At 60.9% G+C, this 21,704-nt stretch carries 20 protein-coding genes; 8 read left to right on the top strand and 12 right to left on the bottom strand.

The window, feature by feature from the left end; translation table 11 throughout:
• Nucleotides 1-26 precede the first annotated feature (26 nt).
• The 3 genes from mreD to mreB form a co-directional block, all read right to left on the bottom strand.
• Entirely contained in the window at nucleotides 27-518 is a 492-nt protein-coding gene (mreD, locus tag CXF97_RS15390; RefSeq protein ID WP_024011608.1) for a rod shape-determining protein MreD, read from the bottom strand.
• Nucleotides 518-1,621: a rod shape-determining protein MreC gene (mreC, locus tag CXF97_RS15385; protein WP_101159231.1), complete on the bottom strand. Its 1,104-nt coding sequence runs from the start codon at nucleotides 1,619-1,621 to the stop codon at nucleotides 518-520. The genes mreD and mreC overlap by 1 nt, the downstream gene beginning before the upstream one ends.
• Nucleotides 1,622-1,762: 141 nt before the next feature.
• Nucleotides 1,763-2,800 (bottom strand): rod shape-determining protein MreB, encoded by a 1,038-nt coding sequence (gene mreB, locus CXF97_RS15380; RefSeq protein ID WP_002555108.1) that lies wholly within the window; start codon nucleotides 2,798-2,800, stop codon nucleotides 1,763-1,765.
• 211 nt (nucleotides 2,801-3,011) lie between these two features.
• On the opposite strand from mreB, the gene gatC reads away from it, so the two are divergent.
• From gatC to CXF97_RS15350, 6 genes are all read left to right on the top strand, one after another.
• Entirely contained in the window at nucleotides 3,012-3,299 is a 288-nt protein-coding gene (gatC, locus tag CXF97_RS15375; protein ID WP_024011606.1) for an Asp-tRNA(Asn)/Glu-tRNA(Gln) amidotransferase subunit GatC, read from the top strand.
• A 16-nt stretch (nucleotides 3,300-3,315) separates the two neighbouring features.
• A complete protein-coding gene (gatA, locus tag CXF97_RS15370) occupies nucleotides 3,316-4,767 on the top strand; it encodes an Asp-tRNA(Asn)/Glu-tRNA(Gln) amidotransferase subunit GatA (RefSeq protein WP_101159230.1) in 1,452 nt (483 codons plus the stop codon).
• A gap of 10 nt (nucleotides 4,768-4,777) precedes the next feature.
• Nucleotides 4,778-6,223 carry an Asp-tRNA(Asn)/Glu-tRNA(Gln) amidotransferase subunit GatB gene (gatB, locus tag CXF97_RS15365; RefSeq protein ID WP_101159229.1) on the top strand — a complete coding sequence of 482 codons (1,446 nt, stop codon included), beginning with the start codon at nucleotides 4,778-4,780 and terminating at the stop codon, nucleotides 6,221-6,223.
• Between the two features lie 145 nt (nucleotides 6,224-6,368).
• Nucleotides 6,369-6,740, top strand: a complete 372-nt coding sequence (locus tag CXF97_RS15360; RefSeq protein WP_101159228.1) for a septal ring lytic transglycosylase RlpA family protein — start codon at nucleotides 6,369-6,371, stop codon at nucleotides 6,738-6,740.
• 31 nt (nucleotides 6,741-6,771) lie between these two features.
• The gene (locus CXF97_RS15355) at nucleotides 6,772-7,848 is read left to right on the top strand and encodes a calcium/sodium antiporter (RefSeq protein ID WP_178081202.1); all 1,077 of its coding nucleotides are present in this window, start codon (nucleotides 6,772-6,774) and stop codon (nucleotides 7,846-7,848) included.
• Nucleotides 7,845-8,222: a carboxymuconolactone decarboxylase family protein gene (locus tag CXF97_RS15350; protein ID WP_101159227.1), complete on the top strand. Its 378-nt coding sequence runs from the start codon at nucleotides 7,845-7,847 to the stop codon at nucleotides 8,220-8,222. Before CXF97_RS15355 ends, CXF97_RS15350 begins: the two co-directional genes overlap by 4 nt.
• 84 nt (nucleotides 8,223-8,306) lie before the next feature.
• Here the strand turns inward: CXF97_RS15350 and CXF97_RS15345 are convergent, their stop codons facing one another.
• From CXF97_RS15345 to kdgD, 5 genes are all read right to left on the bottom strand, one after another.
• Nucleotides 8,307-9,248 carry an AEC family transporter gene (locus CXF97_RS15345; RefSeq protein WP_101159226.1) on the bottom strand — a complete coding sequence of 314 codons (942 nt, stop codon included), beginning with the start codon at nucleotides 9,246-9,248 and terminating at the stop codon, nucleotides 8,307-8,309.
• A 159-nt stretch (nucleotides 9,249-9,407) separates the two neighbouring features.
• The gene (gene garD, locus CXF97_RS15340; RefSeq protein ID WP_101159225.1) at nucleotides 9,408-10,961 is read right to left on the bottom strand and encodes a galactarate dehydratase; all 1,554 of its coding nucleotides are present in this window, start codon (nucleotides 10,959-10,961) and stop codon (nucleotides 9,408-9,410) included.
• 11 nt (nucleotides 10,962-10,972) lie between these two features.
• Nucleotides 10,973-12,334 carry an MFS transporter gene (locus CXF97_RS15335; RefSeq protein WP_101159224.1) on the bottom strand — a complete coding sequence of 454 codons (1,362 nt, stop codon included), beginning with the start codon at nucleotides 12,332-12,334 and terminating at the stop codon, nucleotides 10,973-10,975.
• A gap of 164 nt (nucleotides 12,335-12,498) precedes the next feature.
• The gene (locus CXF97_RS15330) at nucleotides 12,499-13,944 is read right to left on the bottom strand and encodes an aldehyde dehydrogenase family protein (RefSeq protein WP_101159223.1); all 1,446 of its coding nucleotides are present in this window, start codon (nucleotides 13,942-13,944) and stop codon (nucleotides 12,499-12,501) included.
• A gap of 71 nt (nucleotides 13,945-14,015) precedes the next feature.
• Complete coding sequence (kdgD, locus tag CXF97_RS15325; protein ID WP_042557640.1) at nucleotides 14,016-14,927, bottom strand: 5-dehydro-4-deoxyglucarate dehydratase; 912 nt, start codon at nucleotides 14,925-14,927, stop codon at nucleotides 14,016-14,018.
• A 124-nt stretch (nucleotides 14,928-15,051) separates the two neighbouring features.
• Between kdgD and CXF97_RS15320 the strand changes: the two genes are divergently transcribed.
• Nucleotides 15,052-15,606 (top strand): hypothetical protein, encoded by a 555-nt coding sequence (locus CXF97_RS15320; RefSeq protein ID WP_256589837.1) that lies wholly within the window; start codon nucleotides 15,052-15,054, stop codon nucleotides 15,604-15,606.
• A 3-nt stretch (nucleotides 15,607-15,609) separates the two neighbouring features.
• Here the strand turns inward: CXF97_RS15320 and CXF97_RS15315 are convergent, their stop codons facing one another.
• The 4 genes from CXF97_RS15315 to CXF97_RS15300 form a co-directional block, all read right to left on the bottom strand.
• Nucleotides 15,610-16,359 carry a FadR/GntR family transcriptional regulator gene (locus tag CXF97_RS15315; protein ID WP_178081198.1) on the bottom strand — a complete coding sequence of 250 codons (750 nt, stop codon included), beginning with the start codon at nucleotides 16,357-16,359 and terminating at the stop codon, nucleotides 15,610-15,612.
• A gap of 176 nt (nucleotides 16,360-16,535) precedes the next feature.
• The gene (locus tag CXF97_RS15310; protein ID WP_101159221.1) at nucleotides 16,536-18,263 is read right to left on the bottom strand and encodes an ABC transporter ATP-binding protein/permease; all 1,728 of its coding nucleotides are present in this window, start codon (nucleotides 18,261-18,263) and stop codon (nucleotides 16,536-16,538) included.
• A gap of 96 nt (nucleotides 18,264-18,359) precedes the next feature.
• Complete coding sequence (locus tag CXF97_RS15305) at nucleotides 18,360-18,920, bottom strand: response regulator transcription factor (protein WP_003221630.1); 561 nt, start codon at nucleotides 18,918-18,920, stop codon at nucleotides 18,360-18,362.
• A complete protein-coding gene (locus CXF97_RS15300; RefSeq protein ID WP_101159220.1) occupies nucleotides 18,917-20,176 on the bottom strand; it encodes an ATP-binding protein in 1,260 nt (419 codons plus the stop codon). Before CXF97_RS15300 ends, CXF97_RS15305 begins: the two co-directional genes overlap by 4 nt.
• A 272-nt stretch (nucleotides 20,177-20,448) precedes the next feature.
• Here CXF97_RS15300 and CXF97_RS15295 point away from each other — a divergent pair, with 272 nt between their 5' ends.
• On the top strand, nucleotides 20,449-21,165 hold the full coding sequence (locus tag CXF97_RS15295; protein WP_101159219.1) for an SIMPL domain-containing protein: 717 nt from the start codon (nucleotides 20,449-20,451) through the stop codon (nucleotides 21,163-21,165).
• Nucleotides 21,166-21,704 lie beyond the last annotated feature (539 nt).

Below are 21,704 nucleotides of genomic sequence, written 5' to 3'. Positions count from 1 at the left end.
CCTGTTCAGTGCCCTGCTTCACCGGCTCAATAGATTCTGTAGCGTCGGCACATCCCGCGAAGGGCGAAGCTGACCCACGGCCAGAGCAAGGCACTGACCAGCGCCGGCAAGACCAGCGCCAAAGTTGGCTGGCGGTTGCCGGTCAAGGCGCTCAGCCACAGTTGCGCCAGTTGCGCGAGGCCAAAGATCACCAGGATCACCAGGCACTGTTGCCACATCGGGAACATGCGCAGACGCTGCTGCAACGACAATACCAGGAAGGTAATCAGGGTCAGGATCAGCGCGTTCTGCCCGAGCAGGTCGCCCTGCAGAACATCTTCGGCCAACCCCAGACAGAACGCCGTGACCATGCCGACCGTGTGCGGCATGTACAGCGCCCAGAAGGTCACGAGCAAGGCCAGCCACAGCGGACGAAGGATTTCCATGAAGATTGGCAATGGTGAAACGCTGAGCAGGATGCCGACGAAGAACGTCAGCCAGATCATCCAGCCGTTTCCGGATTTTTTCGCGCCGACCATTATTCTCGTCCCCCGGTAGTCGCTGGCGGTTTCGCCGGTGGTTTGCTGGCGGCCGGTGGTTTGGCAGCGGCCGGAGCGGCAGCGGGCGGCTTGCTCGCGGCGGGCCTGGCGGGTGTGGCGGCAGGCGCTGCAGCTTCGGCGGCCGGCGTTGCGGTAGCGGTCGAAGGCGTGGCGGGCATGATCAACGGTTTCGGCACGCTGGCCGGCAACATCGGGCCGCCGCCGTGGGCATCGAGCAGTTCCTGAGCCTGGGCCGCGTCATTGGCGCGCTCCTCGGCAGTGCGGCTGTCGCTGAACACCAGCAACAGGTAACGGCTGCGGTTCAGGGCGGCGGTCGGCACGGCGCGAACAATGGCAAACGGTTGGCCGGAGTCGTGGATGACTTCTTTTACCGTCGCCACCGGATAACCGGCCGGGAAACGCTGGCCGAGGCCGGAACTGACCAGCAGATCGCCTTCCTTGATGTCCGCGGTGTCGGCGACATGACGCAATTCCAGACGCTCCGGGTTGCCGGTGCCACTGGCAATCGCGCGCAGACCATTACGGTTCACCTGCACCGGAATGCTGTGTGTGGTGTCGGTCAGCAGCAGGACACGCGAGGTGTACGGCATCAATTCAACCACTTGGCCCATCAGCCCGCGGGCATCGAGCACCGGTTGGCCGAGCACCACGCCGTCGCGCTCACCTTTATTGATGATGATGCGATGGGTGAAGGGGTTGGGGTCCATGCCGATCAACTCGGCGACTTCGACCTTTTCGTTGACCAGGGCTGAGGAATTGAGCAACTCGCGCAGCCGAACGTTCTGCTCGGTCAGGGCCGCGAGCTTTTGCATGCGTCCCTGCAACAGCAGGTTTTCGGTCTTGAGTTTTTCGTTTTCGGCGACGAGCTCGGTGCGGCTGCCGAACTGACTGGCGACGCCTTCCCACAAGCGACCGGGCAGATCAGTGATCCAGTAGGCGTCCATGAGCACCAGCGACGCTTGCTTGCGCGCGGGCTTGAGCAGGTCGAAACGTGCATCGACCACCATCAGCGCGACCGCGAGCACGGCCAGCACCAACAGGCGCACGCCCAACGAAGGGCCTTTGGTGAAAAGCGGTTTAATAAGCCGCTCCTCCCAGGCAAATGTTCTGTTTATTCATACGGCATCAAACCGGCCTGGATGAAGACTGACAGAAGATAAACGCCAACAGGCAGCACTGCAAAGTGCTGCCTGTGCGCTCACCCACGTATTGCAATCGGCGACTTACTCGCTCGAGAGCAGATCCATGGTGTGCTTATCCATCATTTCCAGCGCACGGCCACCGCCGCGAGCCACACAGGTCAACGGGTCTTCGGCAACGATCACCGGCAGACCCGTCTCTTGCGCCAGCAGCTTGTCGAGGTCACGCAGCAGCGCGCCACCACCGGTCAGCACCAGACCACGCTCGGCGATGTCGGAAGCCAGTTCCGGCGGCGATTGCTCCAGCGCGCTTTTCACGGCCTGAACGATGGTTGCCAGCGACTCTTGCAGAGCTTCGAGCACTTCGTTGGAGTTCAAGGTGAATGCGCGTGGAACGCCTTCGGCCAGGTTGCGGCCGCGAACATCGACTTCGCGAACTTCGCCGCCCGGGTAGGCCGTACCGATTTCCTGTTTGATGCGCTCTGCGGTGGATTCACCGATCAGGCTGCCGTAGTTGCGGCGCACGTAGGTGATGATCGCTTCGTCGAAACGGTCGCCGCCGACACGTACGGATTCGGCATAAACCACACCGTTCAGGGAGATCAGGGCGATTTCAGTGGTACCACCACCGATGTCCACGACCATCGAACCGCGCGCTTCCTCAACCGGCAGACCGGCACCGATCGCAGCAGCCATCGGCTCTTCGATCAGGAACACTTCACGGGCACCGGCGCCAAGGGCCGATTCACGGATGGCACGACGCTCAACCTGGGTGGACTTGCAGGGAACGCAGATCAGCACGCGTGGGCTGGGCTGCAGAAAACTGTTTTCGTGAACCTTGTTGATAAAGTACTGCAGCATCTTTTCGCAGACGCTGAAATCGGCGATCACGCCATCCTTCATCGGACGAATGGCAGCAATGTTGCCCGGCGTACGGCCGAGCATGCGCTTGGCCTCGGTGCCGACAGCGACGACACTTTTCTGGTTACCGTGTGTCCGAATGGCCACAACCGATGGCTCATTCAGGACGATACCGCGCTCGCGCACGTAAATAAGGGTGTTGGCAGTGCCCAGGTCAATGGAAAGATCGCTGGAAAACATGCCACGCAGTTTCTTGAACATGGGAAAGGGACCCTAGGCAACGCGTGGGTAAAAAAGTGCGGCAAACTCTAACAACGACAGGGATTTTGGGCAAGGCGCCAATATGTTAAATTGGCCGCTTTTCTGTGCACCAAGCCCCACAATCGCGGCCTTATGACCGTAGAAGTGCGGTAGTGTTCCGACAATCTAACACACGGACGCCGTCCGTTCTGTTTTCCACTGGAGAATCCCGATGGCGCTAGAACGCTCCGACGTGGAAAAAATCGCGCACCTGGCCTGCCTTGGCCTCAACGATGCCGATCTTCCGCACATTACTTCCGCCCTCAACAGCATTCTCGGGCTGGTCGACGAAATGCAGGCCGTTGATACCGACGGTATCGAGCCGTTGGCCCACCCCCTGGAAGCCAGTCAGCGCCTGCGCGCCGACGTGGTGACCGAGACGAATAATCGCGAGGCTTACCAGTCCATCGCACCAGCGGTCGAAAACGGCCTGTATCTGGTTCCGAAAGTCATCGACTAAAGGGAAAGAGCCTGCAATGCATCAAATGACTCTGGCCGAGATCGCCCGCGGTCTCGCCGATAAAAAGTTTTCCTCCGAAGAGCTGACCAAAGTCCTGCTGGCGCGTATCACCCAGCTCGACCCGCAGCTCAACAGTTTCATCAGCCTCACCGAGGATCTGGCCATCGAGCAGGCGAAAGCCGCCGATGCACGCCGGGCCAATGGTGAGAGCGGCGCCCTGCTCGGCGCGCCGATCGCCCACAAAGACCTGTTCTGCACCCAGGGCATCCGCACCAGCTGCGGCTCGAAGATGCTCGACAACTTCAAAGCACCGTATGACGCCACCGTGGTCGCGAAACTGGCCGCTGCCGGTGCAGTGACACTGGGCAAGACCAACATGGACGAATTCGCCATGGGTTCGGCCAACGAGTCAAGCTGGTACGGCGCGGTGAAAAACCCGTGGAATCTGGAACACGTGCCGGGCGGATCGTCCGGTGGTTCGGCCGCCGCTGTCGCTGCTCGCCTGTTGCCTGCCGCGACCGCCACCGACACTGGCGGCTCGATCCGTCAGCCGGCGGCATTCACCAACCTCACCGGCCTGAAACCGACCTACGGTCGCGTTTCGCGCTGGGGCATGATCGCCTACGCTTCCAGCCTCGATCAGGGTGGCCCGCTCGCGCGCACCGCTGAAGACTGCGCAATCCTGCTGCAAGGCATGGCCGGTTTCGATCAGAACGATTCGACCAGCATCGATGAGCCAGTACCGGATTACTCCGCCAGCCTCGGCGATTCCCTGCAAGGCCTGCGCATCGGCGTGCCGAAGGAATACTTCAGCGCCGGTCTCGATCCGCGCATCGCCGAGCTGATCCAGAACAGCATCCAGCAGTTGCAGAAGCTCGGTGCGGTCATCAAGGAAATCAGCCTGCCGAACATGCAGCACGCGATTCCCGCGTACTACGTGATCGCCCCGGCAGAGGCTTCTTCGAACCTGTCGCGTTTCGACGGCGTGCGTTTCGGCCACCGCTGCGAGAACCCGGAAAACCTCATCGACCTGTACAAGCGCTCCCGTGGCGAAGGTTTCGGCCCTGAAGTGCAGCGCCGGATCATGGTCGGTGCCTATGCGCTGTCCGCCGGTTACTACGATGCCTACTACCTGAAAGCGCAGAAGATCCGTCGTCTGGTGAAGAACGATTTCATGGCGGCGTTCAATGAAGTCGACATCATCCTCGGCCCGACCACGCCGAACCCGGCCTGGAAACTCGGCGCGAAGAACAGCGACCCGGTCGCTGCCTATCTGGAAGACGTCTACACCATCACCGCCAACCTCGCCGGCCTGCCGGGCCTGTCGATGCCGGCCGGTTTTGTCGACGGTCTGCCGGTGGGCGTGCAGTTGCTCGCGCCGTATTTCCAGGAAGGCCGCCTGTTGAACGTTGCCCACCAGTATCAGCTCAACACTGACTGGCACACCCGCACCCCAACCGGCTTCTGAGGAGACACACATGCAATGGGAAGTCGTGATCGGGCTGGAGATTCACACTCAGCTCACCACCCGGTCGAAAATCTTTTCCGGTAGTTCCACCACGTTCGGCTCCGAGCCTAACACTCAGGCCAGCCTGATCGATCTGGGCATGCCCGGCGTGTTGCCGGTGCTGAACCAGGAAGCGGTGCGCATGGCAGTGATGTTCGGTCTGGCGATTGACGCCGAGATCGGTCAGCACAACGTGTTCGCGCGCAAGAACTACTTCTACCCGGACTTGCCGAAGGGCTACCAGATCAGCCAGATGGAATTGCCGATCGTCGGTAAAGGCCACCTGGACATCGCCCTGGAAGATGGCACGGTCAAACGTGTCGGCATCACCCGTGCGCACCTGGAAGAAGACGCCGGCAAGAGCCTGCACGAAGAATTCAACGGCGCCACCGGCATCGACCTGAACCGTGCCGGCACGCCGCTGCTGGAAATCGTTTCCGAGCCGGACATGCGCAGCGCCAAGGAGGCCGTGGCTTACGTCAAGGCGATCCACGCGCTCGTACGTTACCTCGGCATTTGTGACGGCAACATGGCTGAAGGTTCGCTGCGTTGCGACTGCAACGTGTCGATCCGTCCGAAAGGTCAGGTTGAATTCGGCACGCGCTGCGAGATCAAGAACGTCAACTCGTTCCGCTTCATCGAGAAGGCGATCAACTCCGAGATCCAGCGCCAGATCGAGCTGATCGAAGACGGCGGCAAAGTGATCCAGCAGACCCGTCTGTACGATCCGAACAAGGACGAGACCCGTCCGATGCGTTCGAAAGAGGAAGCCAACGACTACCGTTACTTCCCCGATCCGGACCTGCTGCCGGTGGTCATCGAAGAATCGTTCCTCGGCGAAGTCCGCGCCACCCTGCCGGAACTGCCACCGCAAAAGCGCGAGCGCTTCCAGAGCCAGTTCGGTCTGTCGGCCTATGACGCCAACGTGCTGGCCACCAGCCGTGAGCAAGCGGATTACTTCGAGAAAGTCGCGGCCATCGGTGGCGACGCGAAACTGGCGGCGAACTGGGTGATGGTCGAGTTGGGCAGCCTGCTCAACAAGCAGGGCCTGGACATCGACGAGTCGCCGGTTTCCGCGCAACAGCTGGGCGGCATGCTGCAGCGCATCAAGGACAACACCATCTCCGGCAAGATCGCCAAAGTGGTGTTCGAAGCGATGGCCAACGGCGAAGGCAACGCTGACGAAATCATTGAAAAGCGTGGCCTGAAGCAGGTGACCGATACCGGCGCGATCTCCGCCGTGCTCGACGAAATGCTCGCGGCCAACGCCGAACAGGTCGAACAGTACCGCGCGGCAGACGAAGCCAAACGCGGCAAAATGTTCGGCTTCTTCGTCGGCCAGGCCATGAAAGCCTCCAAAGGCAAGGCCAACCCGCAGCAGGTGAACGAATTGCTGAAAAGCAAGCTCGAAGGCTGATTCCGGCCCCGCGCTCGGGGATCGTTCCCACGCTCTGTGTGGGAATGCCGCCCCGGACGCTCCGCGTCCATTGCGGTATGACGCAGAGCGTCACGGGATGCATTCCCACGCCGGAGCGTGGGAACGATCACTTTGGAGTATTTCAATGAAACGTTTGCTCGGCGCCTGCGCCCTGCTCTCCCTGCTGGCCGGTTGCGCCAGTACCGACACCATCGACCCGCACGGTTACGACCAGACCGGCGTCGCCTCCTATTACGGAGCCAGACACCACGGTAAACGCACCGCCAGCGGCGAAGCGTTCAACCAGCATTCTCTGACTGCCGCCCACCGCCAGTTGCCGTTCGGCACGCGGGTGAAAGTCACCAACCTGAAAAACGACGAATCAGTCGTGGTCCGCATCAATGACCGTGGCCCGCACACCCGTGGCCGGCTGATCGATCTGTCGCGCGAGGCCGCCGATGAAATCGGCATGCTGCGCAGCGGCACCGCACGGGTTCGCGTGCAGGCCCTCGACTGATGGAGCACCGACCATTTTCGGACTAGCCGATCTGCCGCTGATCAACGTCATCGAACTGCTCAGCGGCCTGTGTCTTCTGATCATCGGCGCCGAGCTGATGGTGCGCGCCGCCGTACGTCTGGCCGAGCGTCTGCATGTGCGCCCGCTGATCATCGGTCTGACGATCGTCGCCCTCGGCAGCAGCGCGCCGCAAATGACCGTCAGCCTGCAAGCGGCGCTGACGGACAACCCCGACATCGCCGTCGGCAGCGTGGTCGGCAGCGGCATCTTCAACATTCTGGTGACCCTCGGCCTGTCGGCGCTGATCATCCCGCTGCGCGTGTCGCGACAATTGGTGCGCCTGGATATCCCGCTGATGATCGGCGCCAGCCTGCTGGTATTCATCCTGGCCTGGAACAAGGACCTCGGGCGTTTCGACGGCGTCCTGCTGCTCGGGGCGTTGGCGCTGTACCTCGGCTTGCTGCTGCGCCAGTCGCGACATTCGACCCGCCCGCATGGCACACGACCGCAGGAGACTCGGCAATCTTGGCTGATCAGTGTGCTGATGATTCTCGCTGGCCTGGCCATGCTGGTGTTCGCCGGTCGTTTGCTGCTCGGCGCCGCTGTGGCCGTGGCCACCGACCTGGGCCTGTCGGAACGGGTCATCGGTCTGACCGTGGTCGCGGTCGGCACCTCGCTGCCGGAACTGGCGACCTCGCTGATCGCCGCGTTGCGCGGGCAGCGCGACATTGCCGTGGGCAACGTGATCGGCGCCAATCTGTTCAACCTGCTCGGGGTGCTCGGGCTGACCGCGTTGCTCGCACCGGCGCCGTTGTCCGTATCGCCCAATGCGCTGGATTTCGACCTGCCGGTGATGCTCGCCGTGGCTGCGCTGTGTCTGCCGGTGTTCTATTCCGGCTATCGCGTGACGCGGGCTGAAGGCTTGCTGCTGCTCGGTTTGTATCTGGTCTACGGGCTGCATGTGGTCTCGTTCACCACCGGCATGCCGCTGGCCGGCAAGCTCGAGCGCTTGATGCTGTTTTATGTCTTGCCGGCGCTGCTGACGTTTCTGCTGTTCACGTCGATCCGCGCCTGGCGTCGCCAACACCACAAGAGAGATGTGCCATGAGCGAATCGAAGCAGTCCGGGATTGAAATCCGTCGTCAGGTCATGGGCGATGCCTTTGTTGATCGCGCGCTGGGCAACGCCACTGAGTTCACCCAGCCGTTGCAGGATTTCGTCAATGAACACGCGTGGGGCGGAGTCTGGAATCGCGAAGGTTTGCCGCTGAAAACCCGCAGCCTGATTACCCTCGCCGCCCTGACCGCATTGAAGTGCCCCCAGGAGTTGAAGGGCCACGTGCGCGGCGCGCTGAACAATGGCTGCAGCGTGGAGGAGATTCGCGAGGCGCTGCTGCATTGCGCGGTGTATGCCGGGGTGCCGGCGGCGATCGATGCGTTTCGCGCGGCGCAGGAAGTGATCGACACTTACCAGAAAAGCTAAAAGATCGCAGCCTTCGGCAGCGCCTACAGGAGACCGCATTTCCATGTAGGAGCTGCCGAAGGCTGCGATCTTTTGATCTTGCCTTTAGATCCATCCACCCCACTGCAACACAAAGATCCCGACATTGGTGGTAATCGCCGCCATCAATGTGGTCAGCACGATGATCGCCGCCGCCAGCTCATGATTGCCCTGCGCTGCCCGGGCCATGACGAAACTTGCCGCCGCCGTCGGGCTGCCAAAGTACAGAAACAGAATCCCCAGCTCTGCCCCACGAAAGCCCCACAACCATGCCCCCAGTGTCGCCAGCACGGGTAAACCGACCATTTTCACCAGACTGGAACTGAGCGCCATCTTGCCGCTCTTGCGCAACGCCGCGAGTGACAGCGTGCCGCCGATACAAATCAGCGCCAACGGCAACGTGGTCTGGGCCAGATACTGGCCGGAGGTTTCCAGCCAGCCCGGCAGTCCGATCTTGAAGTAAGCAAACGGCGCAGCGGAAATCACGCTGATGATCAACGGATTGCTGAACACGCTTTTGCAGATGCTCCACGGATCGGACTTGATCACCGGGCTATACACCGCCAGGACGATGGTCGACAGGGTGTTGTAGAACAGGATCACCAGCGCCGCGAGAATCGCTCCGAGGGAGATGCCGTAATCGCCATACATGCTGGCGGCGAGCGCCAGACCGATCACGCCGTTGTTGCCACGAAACGCGCCTTGGGTGTAGATGCCGCGATCTTCACGCGGACACCTGAAAATCGCCCAGCCCCAGGCGACAGCGAAACTCACCAGGGTAGCGAGGGAAAAGTAGATCAGTAGCGACGGTTGCAGCGCGGCGTGCAGGTCCGCATGGAGGATGCCGAGAAACAGCAGCGCCGGCATGGTGACGTTGAAGACCAGCGACGAGGCGGTGTGGATGAAGTTGTCGTTGATCCAGTCGATGCGCTTGAGCAGCACACCGAGAAACAGCATGGCAAACACCGGCGCGGTGATGTTCAGGGTTTCAAGAAAGATTGCCAGCATGCCGGAGAGCCTTGGGTGAGCGTCGATAGGGGGCTAATGATAAGCCACTGAACTCTATTGAAGATCAAAAGATCGCAGCCTGCGGCAGCTCCTACAGGAAAAAATGCATTCCAAGGTAGGAGCTGCCGCAGGCTGCGATCTTTTCAAGGCAACTCGGTCTCAGGTAATCGGCGCCGGGTTGAACAAGGTGATGTCGTTATGCAGCTTGTGCTTCTCCGCCCAGGTCTGTTGCTTGCCGCTCGCCACGTCCAGATAGTAGTGAAACAGCTCCCAACCCAACTCCTCGATGGTCGCGCGCCCGGTAGCAATGCGCCCGGCATCGATGTCGATCAGATCCGGCCAACGCTGCGCCAGTTCGGTCCGCGTCGACACCTTGACCACCGGCGCCATCGCCAAGCCGTAAGGCGTGCCGCGCCCGGTGGTGAACACATGCAGGTTCATCCCCGCCGCCAGTTGCAAGGTGCCGCAGACAAAATCGCTCGCCGGCGTCGCACAGAAAATCAAACCCTTCTGCTTGAAGCGCTCGCCCGGGCCGAGCACGCCATTGATCGCACTGCTGCCCGACTTGACGATCGAGCCCAGCGATTTTTCGACAATGTTCGACAACCCGCCCTTCTTGTTGCCCGGCGTGGTGTTGGCGCTGCGATCGGCTTCGCCCTTGGCCAAGTAACGGTCATACCAGTCCATCTCGCGCACCAGCTCTTGCGCGACGGTTTGCGTCTGCGCCCGTGACGTCAGCAGGTAGATCGCATCGCGCACTTCGGTGACTTCGGAAAACATCACCGTCGCCCCCGCGCGCAACAGCAAATCCGAGGCGTAACCCAGCGCCGGGTTGGCGGTGATGCCGGAAAATGCATCGCTGCCGCCGCATTGCATCCCGAGAATCAGCTCGGACGCCGGCACGGTTTCGCGGCGACGCTGGTCGAGTTTCTTCAAGCGCACTTCGGCCAGCTCCATGATCTGCTCGATCATTTCGGTGAAGCCGTGACTGGAGTCCTGCAAGCGATACAACCACGGATCACTGAGATCCACCGAGGCATCGTCCTCGTGCATCACCTGCCCGGCCTGCAATTTCTCGCAGCCCAGGCTGATCACCAGCGCCTCGCCGCCCAGGTTCGGGTTGCGCGCCAGATTACGCACCGTGCGAATCGGGATGTAGGCGTCGGTGGCGGTGATCGCCACGCCGCAGCCGTAGCTGTGGGTCAGTGCCACCACGTCATCGACGTGCGGGTACTTGGGCAGCAGCTCTTCCTTGATCCTTTTCACCGCGTGATCGAGCACGCCGGTGACGCACTGCACGGTGGTGGTGATGCCGAGAATGTTGCGCGTACCGACGGTACCGTCGGCGTTGCGATAACCCTCGAAGGTGAAGCCTTCCAGCGGAGCCTGCGCGTCCGGCACGTCGGTGGACAGCGGCAAGCTGTCCAGCGGCGGCGCGGTCGGCATGCGCAGTTGATCTTCCTTGACCCAACTGCCACGACGGATCGGCTGCAAGGCATAACCGATGATCTGCCCGTAGCGAATCACCGCGCCGCCCTCGGGGATGTCTTCCAGGGTGACCTTGTGGCTCTGCGGAACGAAATCCACTGTCACCAGGCCATCGGCAAACTCGGTGCCGGCCGGTACGCCCTGGTCGTTGACCACCACTACAACGTTATCCCGCTCGTGCAGGCGGATGTAGCGCGGCGAGTCGGAATGTTCAATCAACTGCATGACGCCGCTCCTCAGGAATGCGCTTGAGACAAATTACCGGTGACTTCATTGCCGCCCTTCGCTGGCGGCTCTTTCAAGACCACACGCTTGATCGGGCCGACGATTACCAGATAGCTGAACACCGCGACCAGTGCGTTGGCACCGACGAACACCAGCGCCCACTTGAACGAACCGGTGGAGCTGATGATGTAGCCGATCACGATCGGCGTGGTAATCGAAGCGATGTTGCCGAAGGTGTTGAACAGGCCACCGCTCAGACCGGCGATCTGTTTTGGCGAGGTGTCGGAAACCACCGCCCAGCCCAGTGCGCCAACCCCTTTGCCGAAGAATGCCAGCGCCATGAAGCCCACGACCATCCATTCCACGTCAACATAGTTGCACGCCACGATGCTGCTCGACACCAGCAGACCGGCGATGATCGGCGCCTTGCGGGCGAAGGTCAGCGAGTGGCCTTTGCGCAGCAGGTAATCGGAAATCACCCCGCCGAGCACGCCGCCGATGAAGCCGCAGATCGCTGGCAACGAAGCGATGAAACCGGCCTTGAGAATGGTCATGCCACGCTCTTGCACCAGATACACCGGGAACCAGGTCAGGAAGAAATAGGTGATGCCGTTGATGCAGTACTGGCCCAGATACACGCCAAGCATCATGCGGTTGGTCAGCAGCTGACGGATGTAATCCCACTTCGGACCGTCGGACTTCTTGCCCTTCTGATCCATGTCGACCATGCCGCCGTTGTCAGCGATGTGTTTGAACTCGGCCTCGTTGACGCGTGGGTGTTCGCGCGGGCTGTAGATGACTTTCAGCCACACCAGCGAGAACACGATACCGAGGATACCCATGACGATGAACACGTGCTCCCAGCCGAAGCTGTAGACGATCCAGCCCATCAGCGGCGCGAACAACACGGTGGCAAAGTATTGCGCCGAGTTAAAGATCGCCGAAGCGGTGCCGCGTTCAGCGGTCGGGAACCACGCCGCAACGATGCGCGCGTTGCCGGGGAACGATGGCGCTTCTGCCAGGCCCACCAGGAAGCGCAGCATGAACAGCGCAACCACTGCTGTGGACATGCCGAACTCACCGACAAAGCCTTGCAGCACGGTGAACAGCGACCAGGTGAAAATGCTCAGGGCATAGACTTTTTTCGAGCCGAAGCGATCGAGCAGCCAGCCACCGGGAATTTGCCCGGCCACGTAGGCCCAACCGAATGCGGAAAAGATATAGCCGAGGGTGACGGCGTCAATGCCCAGATCCTTCTGCAGGCTGGAGCCGGCAATGGCGATCGTGGCACGGTCGGCGTAGTTGATCGTGGTCACCAGAAACAGCATGAGCAGGATCAAATAGCGGACGTGAGTCGGCTTGGAGGATTGCATGCAGATGTACTCCCACTGATTATTTTTATGCGGGGTGAAGCTTCTTTGGTCTTGCATTTATTCCCTGTAGGAGCTGCCGAAGGCTGCGATCTTTTGATCTTGATCTTAAAAACAGGATCAAAAGATCGCAGCCTTCGGCAGCTCCTACAGGGGTATTGCGTGTATCAGGAGCCTACGTAGGCGGTTTTCACCACGGTGTAGAACTCTTGCGCATAGCGCCCCTGCTCGCGCGAGCCGTAGGACGAGCCTTTACGGCCACCGAACGGTACGTGGTAATCGACACCGGCGGTCGGCAGGTTGACCATCACCATCCCGGCCTGGGAGTGGCGCTTGAAGTGGTTGGCGTACTTCAACGAAGTGGTGGCGATGCCGGCCGACAGACCAAATTCGGTGTCGTTGGCCATTGCCAGCGCAGCTTCGTAATCGGCCACACGAACAATGTTGGCCACCGGGCCGAAAATTTCTTCGCGGCTGATGCGCATCGACGCTTCACTGTCGGCAAACAAGGTTGGTGCGAGGAAGTAGCCTTCGGTATCGCAGGTCACCACACCACCGCCGCTGACCAGACGTGCACCTTCGGACTGGCCGATGTCGATGTACTTCATGTCCTGCTCAAGCTGCGCCTGGGAGACCACCGGACCGATGTCGGTGCCGGCTTTCAGCGCGTGGCCGACCTTGATCGACTTCATGCGTTCGGCCATGGCCTCAACGAACTTGTCATGAATGCCGGCAGTCACGATCAGACGGCTCGACGCGGTGCAACGCTGGCCGGTGGAGTAGAACGCGCTCTGCACCGACAGCTCGACCGCTTGCTTGAGGTCGGCGTCGTCGAGAATGATCTGCGGGTTCTTGCCGCCCATTTCCAACTGAACCTTGGCCTGACGCGAAACGCAGTTGACCGCGATCTGGCGCCCAACGCCCACCGAACCGGTGAAGCTGATGCCGTCGACTTTCGGGCTCTGCACCAGCGCATCGCCAACCACACGACCGCTGCCCATTACCAGGTTGAACACACCGGCCGGGAAGCCCGCGCGGGAGATGATTTCCGCCAGCGCCCAGGCGCAGCCCGGCACCAGATCGGCAGGTTTGAGCACGACGCAGTTGCCGTAGGCCAGGGCCGGAGCGATTTTCCACGCCGGGATGGCGATCGGGAAGTTCCACGGGGTGATCAGACCGACCACGCCGAGCGCTTCGCGGGTGACTTCGACGTTGACGCCCGGGCGTACCGACGGCACGTAGTCACCGGACAGGCGCAGGCATTCGCCGGCGAAGAACTTGAAAATGTTGCCGGCGCGGGTCACTTCACCGATCGCCTCCGGCAGGGTCTTGCCTTCTTCACGGGCCAGCAGCGTGCCGAGCTCTTCGCGACGGGCGAGGATCTCGCTGCCGACTTTATCCAGCGAATCGTGACGGGCCTGAATGCCCGAAGTGGAATAGGCCGGGAACGCAGCGCGAGCAGCGTCGATGGCGGCGTTGACCTGGGTGAGGTCAGCCTTGGCGTAGTCGCCGATGGTGTCGCTGAGTTCGGACGGGTTGATGTTGGCCGAGTAATCGGCACCGGCGACCCATTCGCCATTGATGTAGTTGTCGTAGCGTTTTGCAGTTGTCACAGGGCAGCCCTCAACTCTAAAAGCCTTTACGCAAAAAGCCGCTGATTGCTCAGCGGCCTCGCTTTTCTCGTTTACTGCGCGCCTTGCTTGTCGATCAGCGCAGCGAGCATTTCGTACTCTTCGCCGGTCAGGTCGGTCAGCGGCGCACGCACCGGACCTGCGTCATAGCCGGCGATTTTTGCACCTGCCTTGACGATGCTCACCGCGTAACCGGCCTTGCGGTTACGAATGTCCAGGTACGGCAGGAAGAAGTCGTCGATGATCTTGCCAACGGTGGCGTGATCTTCGCGAGCGATCGCATGGTAGAAGTCCATCGCGGTTTTCGGGATGAAGTTGAATACCGCCGAGGAGTAGACCGGCACGCCCAACGCCTTGTAGGCAGCGGCGTAAACTTCGGCGGTCGGCAGACCACCCAGGTAGCTGAAGCGATCACCGAGGCGGCGACGGATCGACACCATCAACTCGATATCGCCCAGGCCGTCCTTGTAGCCGATCAGGTTCGGGCAGCGCTCGGCCAGACGTTCCAGCAGCGGCGCAGTGAGGCGGCAAACGTTGCGGTTGTAGACGACCACGCCGATCTTCACCGATTTGCACACGGCTTCAACGTGCGCGGCAACACCGTCCTGGCTCGCTTCGGTCAGGTAGTGCGGGAGCAACAACAGGCCTTTGGCGCCCAGACGCTCGGCTTCCTGAGCGTATTCGATGGCCTGACGGGTCGAACCACCGACACCGGCCAGAATCGGCACGCTGGTTTCGCAGGTGTCGACGGCAGTCTTGATGATTTCCGAGTATTCGCTGGCCGCCAGGGAGAAGAACTCACCGGTGCCGCCCGCTGCGAACAGAGCCGAAGCGCCATACGGAGCCAGCCATTCCAGGCGTTTGATGTAGCCCGCGCGGTTGAAATCGCCTTGCGCGTTGAAATCGGTTACCGGGAAAGACAGCAGGCCGGCAGAGAGGATGGACTTCAGTTCTTGTGGATTCATTATTCGAACACCCTGGTAGCAACGTTTTATTGTGAGTGGACCGTTCAGCCTTCGCCGAAGTTGTAGGTCATCGTACAACTTAAAAGATAACCGTCAACTGCATTTCATCGTTGGCAGCACTTTTTTGTCGGACAAAGTCGACTTCTGCACGTTGGAAAATCGCTGGAAGGCCCGTCCCGGCAGCATTTGCCGGCGGAAATATCTGGTCTGGATTCGTTTAATCGCCAAAGGACGAGCGGCTCGTAAAGTACGCCCGCTGCCACGAAGGATCGTGGCGGACCACTCAAAGGAAGCCGATATGTTCATGCATTTTGCCGCCCCCAGCCTCACAACCACCGCCACAGCGCAGGACGACTGCGTCACCGTTCAGCTCTCGCAATTGCCCGACATCCTCACCGTACAAATTCCGGATTCCAGCGATTTCGCGGCGAACTGGAGCGTCTACGCGATTCTCGGCAGCGACGCCGAGGAGCCCGAGTGGGAAGGAGATGAAGTGGACACGGGCGCCTGGGACGACGCCGAAGACGAGATGGAAAAACTTTTCGACATCGAGGTTCATCTGCCGAAAGAAGCGCTGCAACCGTACCTGAACCGCGAGGTGGAGCTGCGCTACAAGTTTCGGGACGAGTCGAGTATGGAGCCGTATTCGCTGCCGCTGAGGATGCGCATAGAGGCGTAAGAATCAGCCTCGCTGCGCCTGCGCCTCTTCATGGGCCTGGCGCAGTCTTTCGCGGCTGTTAGTCAGATGCAGGCGCATAGCCGCACGGGCGGCATCGGAATCCTGGCGGGCAATCGCGTCGTAGATTTCTTCATGCTCGCGGCTCAACCGGCCCATGTAGTGCTGCTGATCATCATGGGCCAGGCGCGCCGAGTTCAGCCGCGTACGCGGAATGATGCTGGTGCCCAGGTGGGTCATGATGTCGGTGAAATAGCGGTTGCCGGTGGACAGGGCAATTTCGAGGTGGAAAGCGAAGTCCGACGACACCGCGTCACTGGCATGCGAGGCGCTTTCGTTCAACGCGTCGAGGGCGGCGCGCATGGTTGCCAATTGTTCGGGGCTGCGACGTTGCGCGGCGAGGCCGGCGGATTCGACTTCGAGGCTGATGCGCAATTCGAGGATTGCCAGGACGTCACGCAGGGTGACGACGGTGGCCGGATCGATGCGGAAACCGCTCGGGCTCGGCGTATCGAGAACAAAGGTGCCAATGCCGTGGCGGGTTTCCACCTGGCCGGCGGCCTGCAGACGGGAAATTGCCTCGCGAACCACAGTGCGGCTGACGCCATGGGCTTCCATGATCGCCGACTCGGTGGGCAATTTGTCGCCACGCTTGAGCAGGCCATCACGGATCTGCTCGCTCAACACCGTCACCAATTCCTGGGCGAGGCTGCGGCGCTTGCGGGGGAGGCGCGGGGTGTCGATCAGCTTTTCCATGGTCTGCATCTTGTCTCGAAAGTTCGGCTTGGCGCCATCATAGCTCAAGCGAGTTGTACGATCACCGTCAACACGACTTCCATGTAGGAGCTGCCGAAGGCTGCGATCTTTTGATCTTGGCTTTTCAAAATCAAAAGATCGCAGCCTTCGGCAGCTCCTACAAGGGATCCGTGGGTTCAGGCAGTCACGGGTTGCTCCACCAAATGCCCGCTGTCGATCCGCACATGCCGAGGATGGAATCGTTTCAAACTGCTTCGATGACCGACGCTGACAATGCTCAACCCGGGAATCTCATCAATCAGCGCCTGATACAACGTCGCCTCATCTTCTTCATCCATCGCCGAAGTCGCCTCGTCCATGTACAGCCATTGCGGTGCATAGAGAAGTGCACGGGCGAATGCCAGGCGTTGCTGCTCACCCGGCGAGAGCATGCGCTGCCAGTGATTGGCTTCATCCAGCCGCCCGACCAGGTGTGGCAAACGACAGGTTTCCAGCACTTGTGCATAACGTTCCGGGGCGTAGGTGTCGCCAGGCTGTGGATAACTCAGCGCTTCACGCAACGTGCCGATCGGCAGATAAGGTTTCTGCGGCAGGAACAGATAGCGCGCTGCCGGCAAACGAATATTGCCGTGCCCCGCCGGCCACAAATGCCCCATCGCCCGCAGCAATGTGGATTTGCCACTGCCGGACCGCCCGCTGAGCATCACCCGCTCACCCGGTTCAACGGTCATGTCGGCGTCGGTCAGCAGGTGACGACCGTCAGCCAGGTCAAGGCCGAGGCCCTTCACTTGCAATTCGCTGCCCTGATTCTGCACATCAATGGCCGGAGTGCGCTGTTCGTTGTCGGACATCGCCTGACGGAAACTCAGCAGACGATCACAGGTGGCGCGCCATGCAGCCAGATCCGAGTAGGCGGTGATGAACCAGCTGAAGTTCTCCTGCACGTTGCCGAACGCCGAGTTGATTTGCATCAGCTCGCCCAGCTCGATCTTGCCGGACAGGTAGCGCGGCGCCGCGACAATGAACGGGAAAATAATCGCGATCTGACCATAACCGGACGTGAAGAACGTCAGGCGCTTGGACACGCGCATGATGTCCCAGAAGTTGTGCCAGACCAGCCCGAAACGGCTGCTCAAGCGGCGGTTTTCATTCGGCTCGCCGTTGTACAGCGCAATACTCTCGGCATTCTCGCGCACCCGCACCATGGAGAAACGCAGGTCGGCCTCGAAGCGTTGCTGCTGATTGTTCAGGCCGATCAAGCGGCGGCCGATGAGGTGCGTCAGCCAACTGCCGACGGCTGCATAGAGCAGCGCACACCAGAACATGTAGCCTGGAATCTCGATGCCAAACACTTCGATGCTGCCGGACACGCCCCACAAAATGATCGAGAACGACACCAGACTGACAATCGTGCGCAGCAGCCCGAGGCCCAGGCTCAGGGTGTTGGCGGTGTAGGTATTGAGGTCTTCGGAAATCCGCTGGTCGGGGTTATCGGTGTAACCGCCCTGCTCCAGCTGGTAATAGTTCTTGTGGTCGAGCCAGCGCTTGAAGTGCTTTTCGGTCAGCCACGCCCGCCAGCGGATGGTCAGCATCTGCGTCAGGTACAGGCGATACACCGCGCCAAGAATCGCTACCGCAGCGATACCGCAGAAATACAGGATCAACTGCCAGAACGCCGCCTCATCCTTTTTTTGCAGGGCGTTGTAGAAATCCTTGTACCAACTGTTGATCCACACCGAGATGGCCACGCTGAACAACGTCAGCGCAATCACGGCAATCAGCAACGTCCAGGCCTTGCCCTTCTCTTCACTGCGCCAGTAAGGCGTGGTCATCGCCCATACTTTGCGAAAAAACTGCCCGCGCACAGCATCGTTGACCGCGGAGTATTCAGCGTTCTGATTCATGGATAAGGCTCGATAAAGATAAGAACAGACACGCACCGATCATAGATGATCGGTGCGTTTCATCGCGAGGGCTGGCGATAGTCGTTCAGCGCAGGTTCAGCGACGAACCGGACGCTTCTGCAGTTTGCGCTGCAGGGTGCGGCGGTGCATGCCCAAGGCGCGGGCAGTGGCAGAGATATTGCCTTCGTGCTCGGTGAGCACGCGCTGGATGTGCTCCCACTGCAGGCGGTCGACCGACATCGGGTTTTCCGGCACCAGACTGTCGAGGTCGGCGTGCTCGGAGAGCAACGCAGCCAGCACGTCGTCAGCGTCGGCCGGCTTGCACAGGTAGTTGCAGGCACCGCGCTTGATCGCCTCGACCGCAGTGGCAATGCTCGAATAACCGGTGAGGATCACCACGCGCATTTCCGGATCAAGTTCGAGCAGCTTGGGCAGCAGGACAAGTCCGGAGTCACCGTCCATTTTCAGGTCCAGCGCGGCGTAATCCGGCAGATCGGCCTGGGCGATGGTCAGGCCTTCTTCGGCGGAACCGGCGGTGCTGACGCGAAAGCCACGGCGGGCCATGGCGCGCGCCATCACGCGGGTGAAGGTCGCGTCGTCGTCGACCAGCAGCAGATGCGGCAGTTCTTCGCCTTCGACTTGGATTTCGTCACTCATGTTAGGTCTCCTCGGGCGCCGTGGGGCAGGCGCAGCTCGGTGAGCGTGCCGCCTTCCTCATGACTATAGAGTTTCACTGAGCCGCCGGCGCGTGTCACGCTGGCCTTGCTCAAAAACAGGCCCAGGCCGAAACCTTTGCCCTTGGTGGTAAAAAACGGTTTGCCGATCTGCTCGGCAATGGCCAGCGGCACACCGGCGCCGTGGTCGCGAATGCTGATGGTCAGCGTTTCCGCATCCCAATCCAGGGTGACCTGAAGGTTTTCCGGGCAGGCGTCGGCGGCATTGTTCAGCAGATTGAGCAGCGCCTGGGTCAGATCCGGCGGCGGCGCCATGCGCGGCACGCTGCCCTGGCCGAGACGCTGGAAGCGATAACTGGCCTCCGGGCGCATCAAGTGCCAGCGGTTCAGCGCTTCATCAAGCCAGTCGGTAACATCCTGCATCTCCACCGCCAGACGCCGGTTGGCCTCGGCGGCACGCACCAGTTGCTGCAAGGTTTCCTTGCACAACTTGACCTGATCCTGCAGCACCTTGAGATCGTCCTGCAACATCGGGTCGGGATGGTCCTGCTGCATTTCCTTGAGCAAAACACTCATGGTCGCCAGCGGCGTGCCAAGTTCATGGGCAGCCCCTGCGGCCTGAGTGGCGACGGCGAGTAACTGCTGATCGCGCAGACCCTCTTCACGGCGAATTGCGCGCAATTCTTCTTGCCGGCGCAGCTCTTCAGCCATGCGCGCGGCGAAGAAGGTAATCACCGCAGCAGCCAGCGCAAAGCTCAGCCACATGCCGTAGATCTGCAGATTCTCGCGGGCTACCGGCAAGGTTTCCAGCGGATAGAAACGCGTCAGCATCACGGTGTACAGCGCCAGCGCAATGCCCGAGAGGATCACCGAATAGCGCCACGGCAGCGTCACCGCCGCGATGGTCAGCGGCACCAGATAATAGGAAACGAACGGGTTGGTCGAACCGCCGGAGAAGTACAGCAGCGCACTGTGGATCACCAGATCGCAGGCCAGTTGCAGCGCATATTCAAGCTCGGTCACCGGCCACGACGTGCGCAGGCGCACAGCGGTGAACACGCAGAGCAGAATCGAGCAGCCCAGGGTCATCGCCAGTTGCACCCACGGCAACGGCAACAATTGCAGCCAATACGCCAGGCCCACGGACCCGGCCTGCGCGGCGAGCACCAGGGTGCGGATAAAAGTCAGCCGCCAGAGGTTCTGGCGAGTGGCGGAAGTCAGTTGTACGGGGGCGAGCATGAGCTCTCCTGATGAGCGCTCCAGGCGGATCGCACGGAGTATAACCAAGGCGCGGGCGTGAGAGGCGAAAGTGCGGCAAACGACCACATGGCAAATTCTTCTCCGGCGGCTGATACAACGCATCGTGGGAGCGAGCCTGCTCGCGAAGGGCTGCGCAGCTGCCCCGGCAACTGTATAGAAGTTGTAACTGGGCGAACCGGATCGTAGAAGTTAGAGTCTGATGGTTCACGCAGGCCGCGACCCATCACCTGCGCCTCATTCAAGGAGCCTTCATGCACACATTTCGCCGCAGCGCCGCCCTCCTCGCTCTGACCGTCGGCAGCGTCGCCAGCCTTCCGGCGCTGGCCGCCGATGAGCTGCATTACAACCAGATTTCCCTGCGCGCCGAAGTCAGCCAGGAAGTGGCCCGCGACCAGATGATCGTGACCCTCTACACCGAAGAGCAGAACACCGACCCGGCCAAACTCGCCGCCGCCATCAGCACCACCATGAACAAGGCCACCGCCCAGGCCAAACAAGTCAAAGACATCACCCTGCGCACGGGCAGCCGCAACAGCTATCCAATCTATGACACCAAAGGCCAGAAGATCACCGGCTGGCGTGAACGCGCCGAACTGCGCCTGGAAAGCACCGACTTCGCCGCCCTGTCCAAACTCACCGGCGAGTTGCTGACCGACCTGAAAATGGGCGGCATGGACTTCGCCATCGCCGACCCGACCCGCAAGGCCAGCGAAGACCAGTTGCTCAAAGAAGCCGTCACCGCCTTCAAGACCCGCGCCCAACTGGCCACCGACGCCCTGGGCGGCAAGGGCTACAAAATCGTCAACCTGAACCTCAACAGCAACGGTTACCCACAACCGTACCTGCGCGCGCCGATGATGATGAAAGCCGCGGCCATGGATTCGGCGCCGGTAACCCCGGAAGTCGAAGCCGGCACCAGTCAGGTCGGCATGACCGCTGATGGCTCGATTGAAGTGTTGATGCAGTGATTTGATGTGAGCCGAATGAAAGCCGCCGATCGGTGAATGATCGGCGGTTTTTTTGTGCCCGGGATTTGTGGTGAATGTTCCACCGCTTTCGCGAGCAGGCTCACTTCCACAGAAAAGCAAAAGCAAAAGATCGCAGCCTTCGGCAGCTCCTACACAATGAGCGCAAGCTCGAGTGCTCTTGATCTTGATCCACCGGCGACGTCGGAAGGCTGAGTGGAGGGATTGATCGGGGCGTGGGAGCGCAGCGACCGTCTGGCGCAGCCAGACACAGCGCAAGGAGGTGCAGCGAAGCAAACCGGAGCCGCTGGGCCCGGATCAGTCCCGTAGCGAAGGAACCCGAGCCTGCGAGGGCCGACGTAGGAGCAAGCCTTTTCGGTTACCTTTTTACTGGGCCGCCACTCCGGCGTTTGAAAAAGGTGACCCGCCGTAAGGGCGGAACCGCAATCCGTAACACCCGCAGAAACGGATATACACCCAAAACCCCAAGAGCCTGGTCGGCCCAAAGGCCGCCAAGGTGCCACCAATCGAAACACCCAGTT

It is taken from the genome of Pseudomonas sp. Choline-02u-1 (assembly GCF_002836515.1).
Classification (GTDB): Bacteria; Pseudomonadota; Gammaproteobacteria; order Pseudomonadales; family Pseudomonadaceae; genus Aquipseudomonas.
The sequence above is the reverse complement of the archived record's forward strand: the minus strand, read 5'-3'. Positions and strand labels throughout refer to the sequence as shown.

What these genes read in the sequence shown, in the direction of transcription:
- mreD (WP_024011608.1), bottom strand. Translation starts at nt 518, where the DNA reads ATGGTCGGCGCGAAAAAATCCGGAAACGGCTGGATGATCTGGCTGACG.
- mreB (WP_002555108.1), bottom strand. Translation starts at nt 2,800, where the DNA reads ATGTTCAAGAAACTGCGTGGCATGTTTTCCAGCGATCTTTCCATTGAC.
- gatC (WP_024011606.1), top strand. Translation starts at nt 3,012, where the DNA reads ATGGCGCTAGAACGCTCCGACGTGGAAAAAATCGCGCACCTGGCCTGC.
- gatA (WP_101159230.1), top strand. Translation starts at nt 3,316, where the DNA reads ATGCATCAAATGACTCTGGCCGAGATCGCCCGCGGTCTCGCCGATAAA.
- gatB (WP_101159229.1), top strand. Translation starts at nt 4,778, where the DNA reads ATGCAATGGGAAGTCGTGATCGGGCTGGAGATTCACACTCAGCTCACC.
- CXF97_RS15360 (WP_101159228.1), top strand. Translation starts at nt 6,369, where the DNA reads ATGAAACGTTTGCTCGGCGCCTGCGCCCTGCTCTCCCTGCTGGCCGGT.
- CXF97_RS15350 (WP_101159227.1), top strand. Translation starts at nt 7,845, where the DNA reads ATGAGCGAATCGAAGCAGTCCGGGATTGAAATCCGTCGTCAGGTCATG.
- CXF97_RS15345 (WP_101159226.1), bottom strand. Translation starts at nt 9,248, where the DNA reads ATGCTGGCAATCTTTCTTGAAACCCTGAACATCACCGCGCCGGTGTTT.
- garD (WP_101159225.1), bottom strand. Translation starts at nt 10,961, where the DNA reads ATGCAGTTGATTGAACATTCCGACTCGCCGCGCTACATCCGCCTGCAC.
- CXF97_RS15335 (WP_101159224.1), bottom strand. Translation starts at nt 12,334, where the DNA reads ATGCAATCCTCCAAGCCGACTCACGTCCGCTATTTGATCCTGCTCATG.
- kdgD (WP_042557640.1), bottom strand. Translation starts at nt 14,927, where the DNA reads ATGAATCCACAAGAACTGAAGTCCATCCTCTCTGCCGGCCTGCTGTCT.
- CXF97_RS15315 (WP_178081198.1), bottom strand. Translation starts at nt 16,359, where the DNA reads ATGGAAAAGCTGATCGACACCCCGCGCCTCCCCCGCAAGCGCCGCAGC.
- CXF97_RS15310 (WP_101159221.1), bottom strand. Translation starts at nt 18,263, where the DNA reads ATGAATCAGAACGCTGAATACTCCGCGGTCAACGATGCTGTGCGCGGG.
- CXF97_RS15305 (WP_003221630.1), bottom strand. Translation starts at nt 18,920, where the DNA reads ATGAGTGACGAAATCCAAGTCGAAGGCGAAGAACTGCCGCATCTGCTG.
- CXF97_RS15300 (WP_101159220.1), bottom strand. Translation starts at nt 20,176, where the DNA reads ATGCTCGCCCCCGTACAACTGACTTCCGCCACTCGCCAGAACCTCTGG.
- CXF97_RS15295 (WP_101159219.1), top strand. Translation starts at nt 20,449, where the DNA reads ATGCACACATTTCGCCGCAGCGCCGCCCTCCTCGCTCTGACCGTCGGC.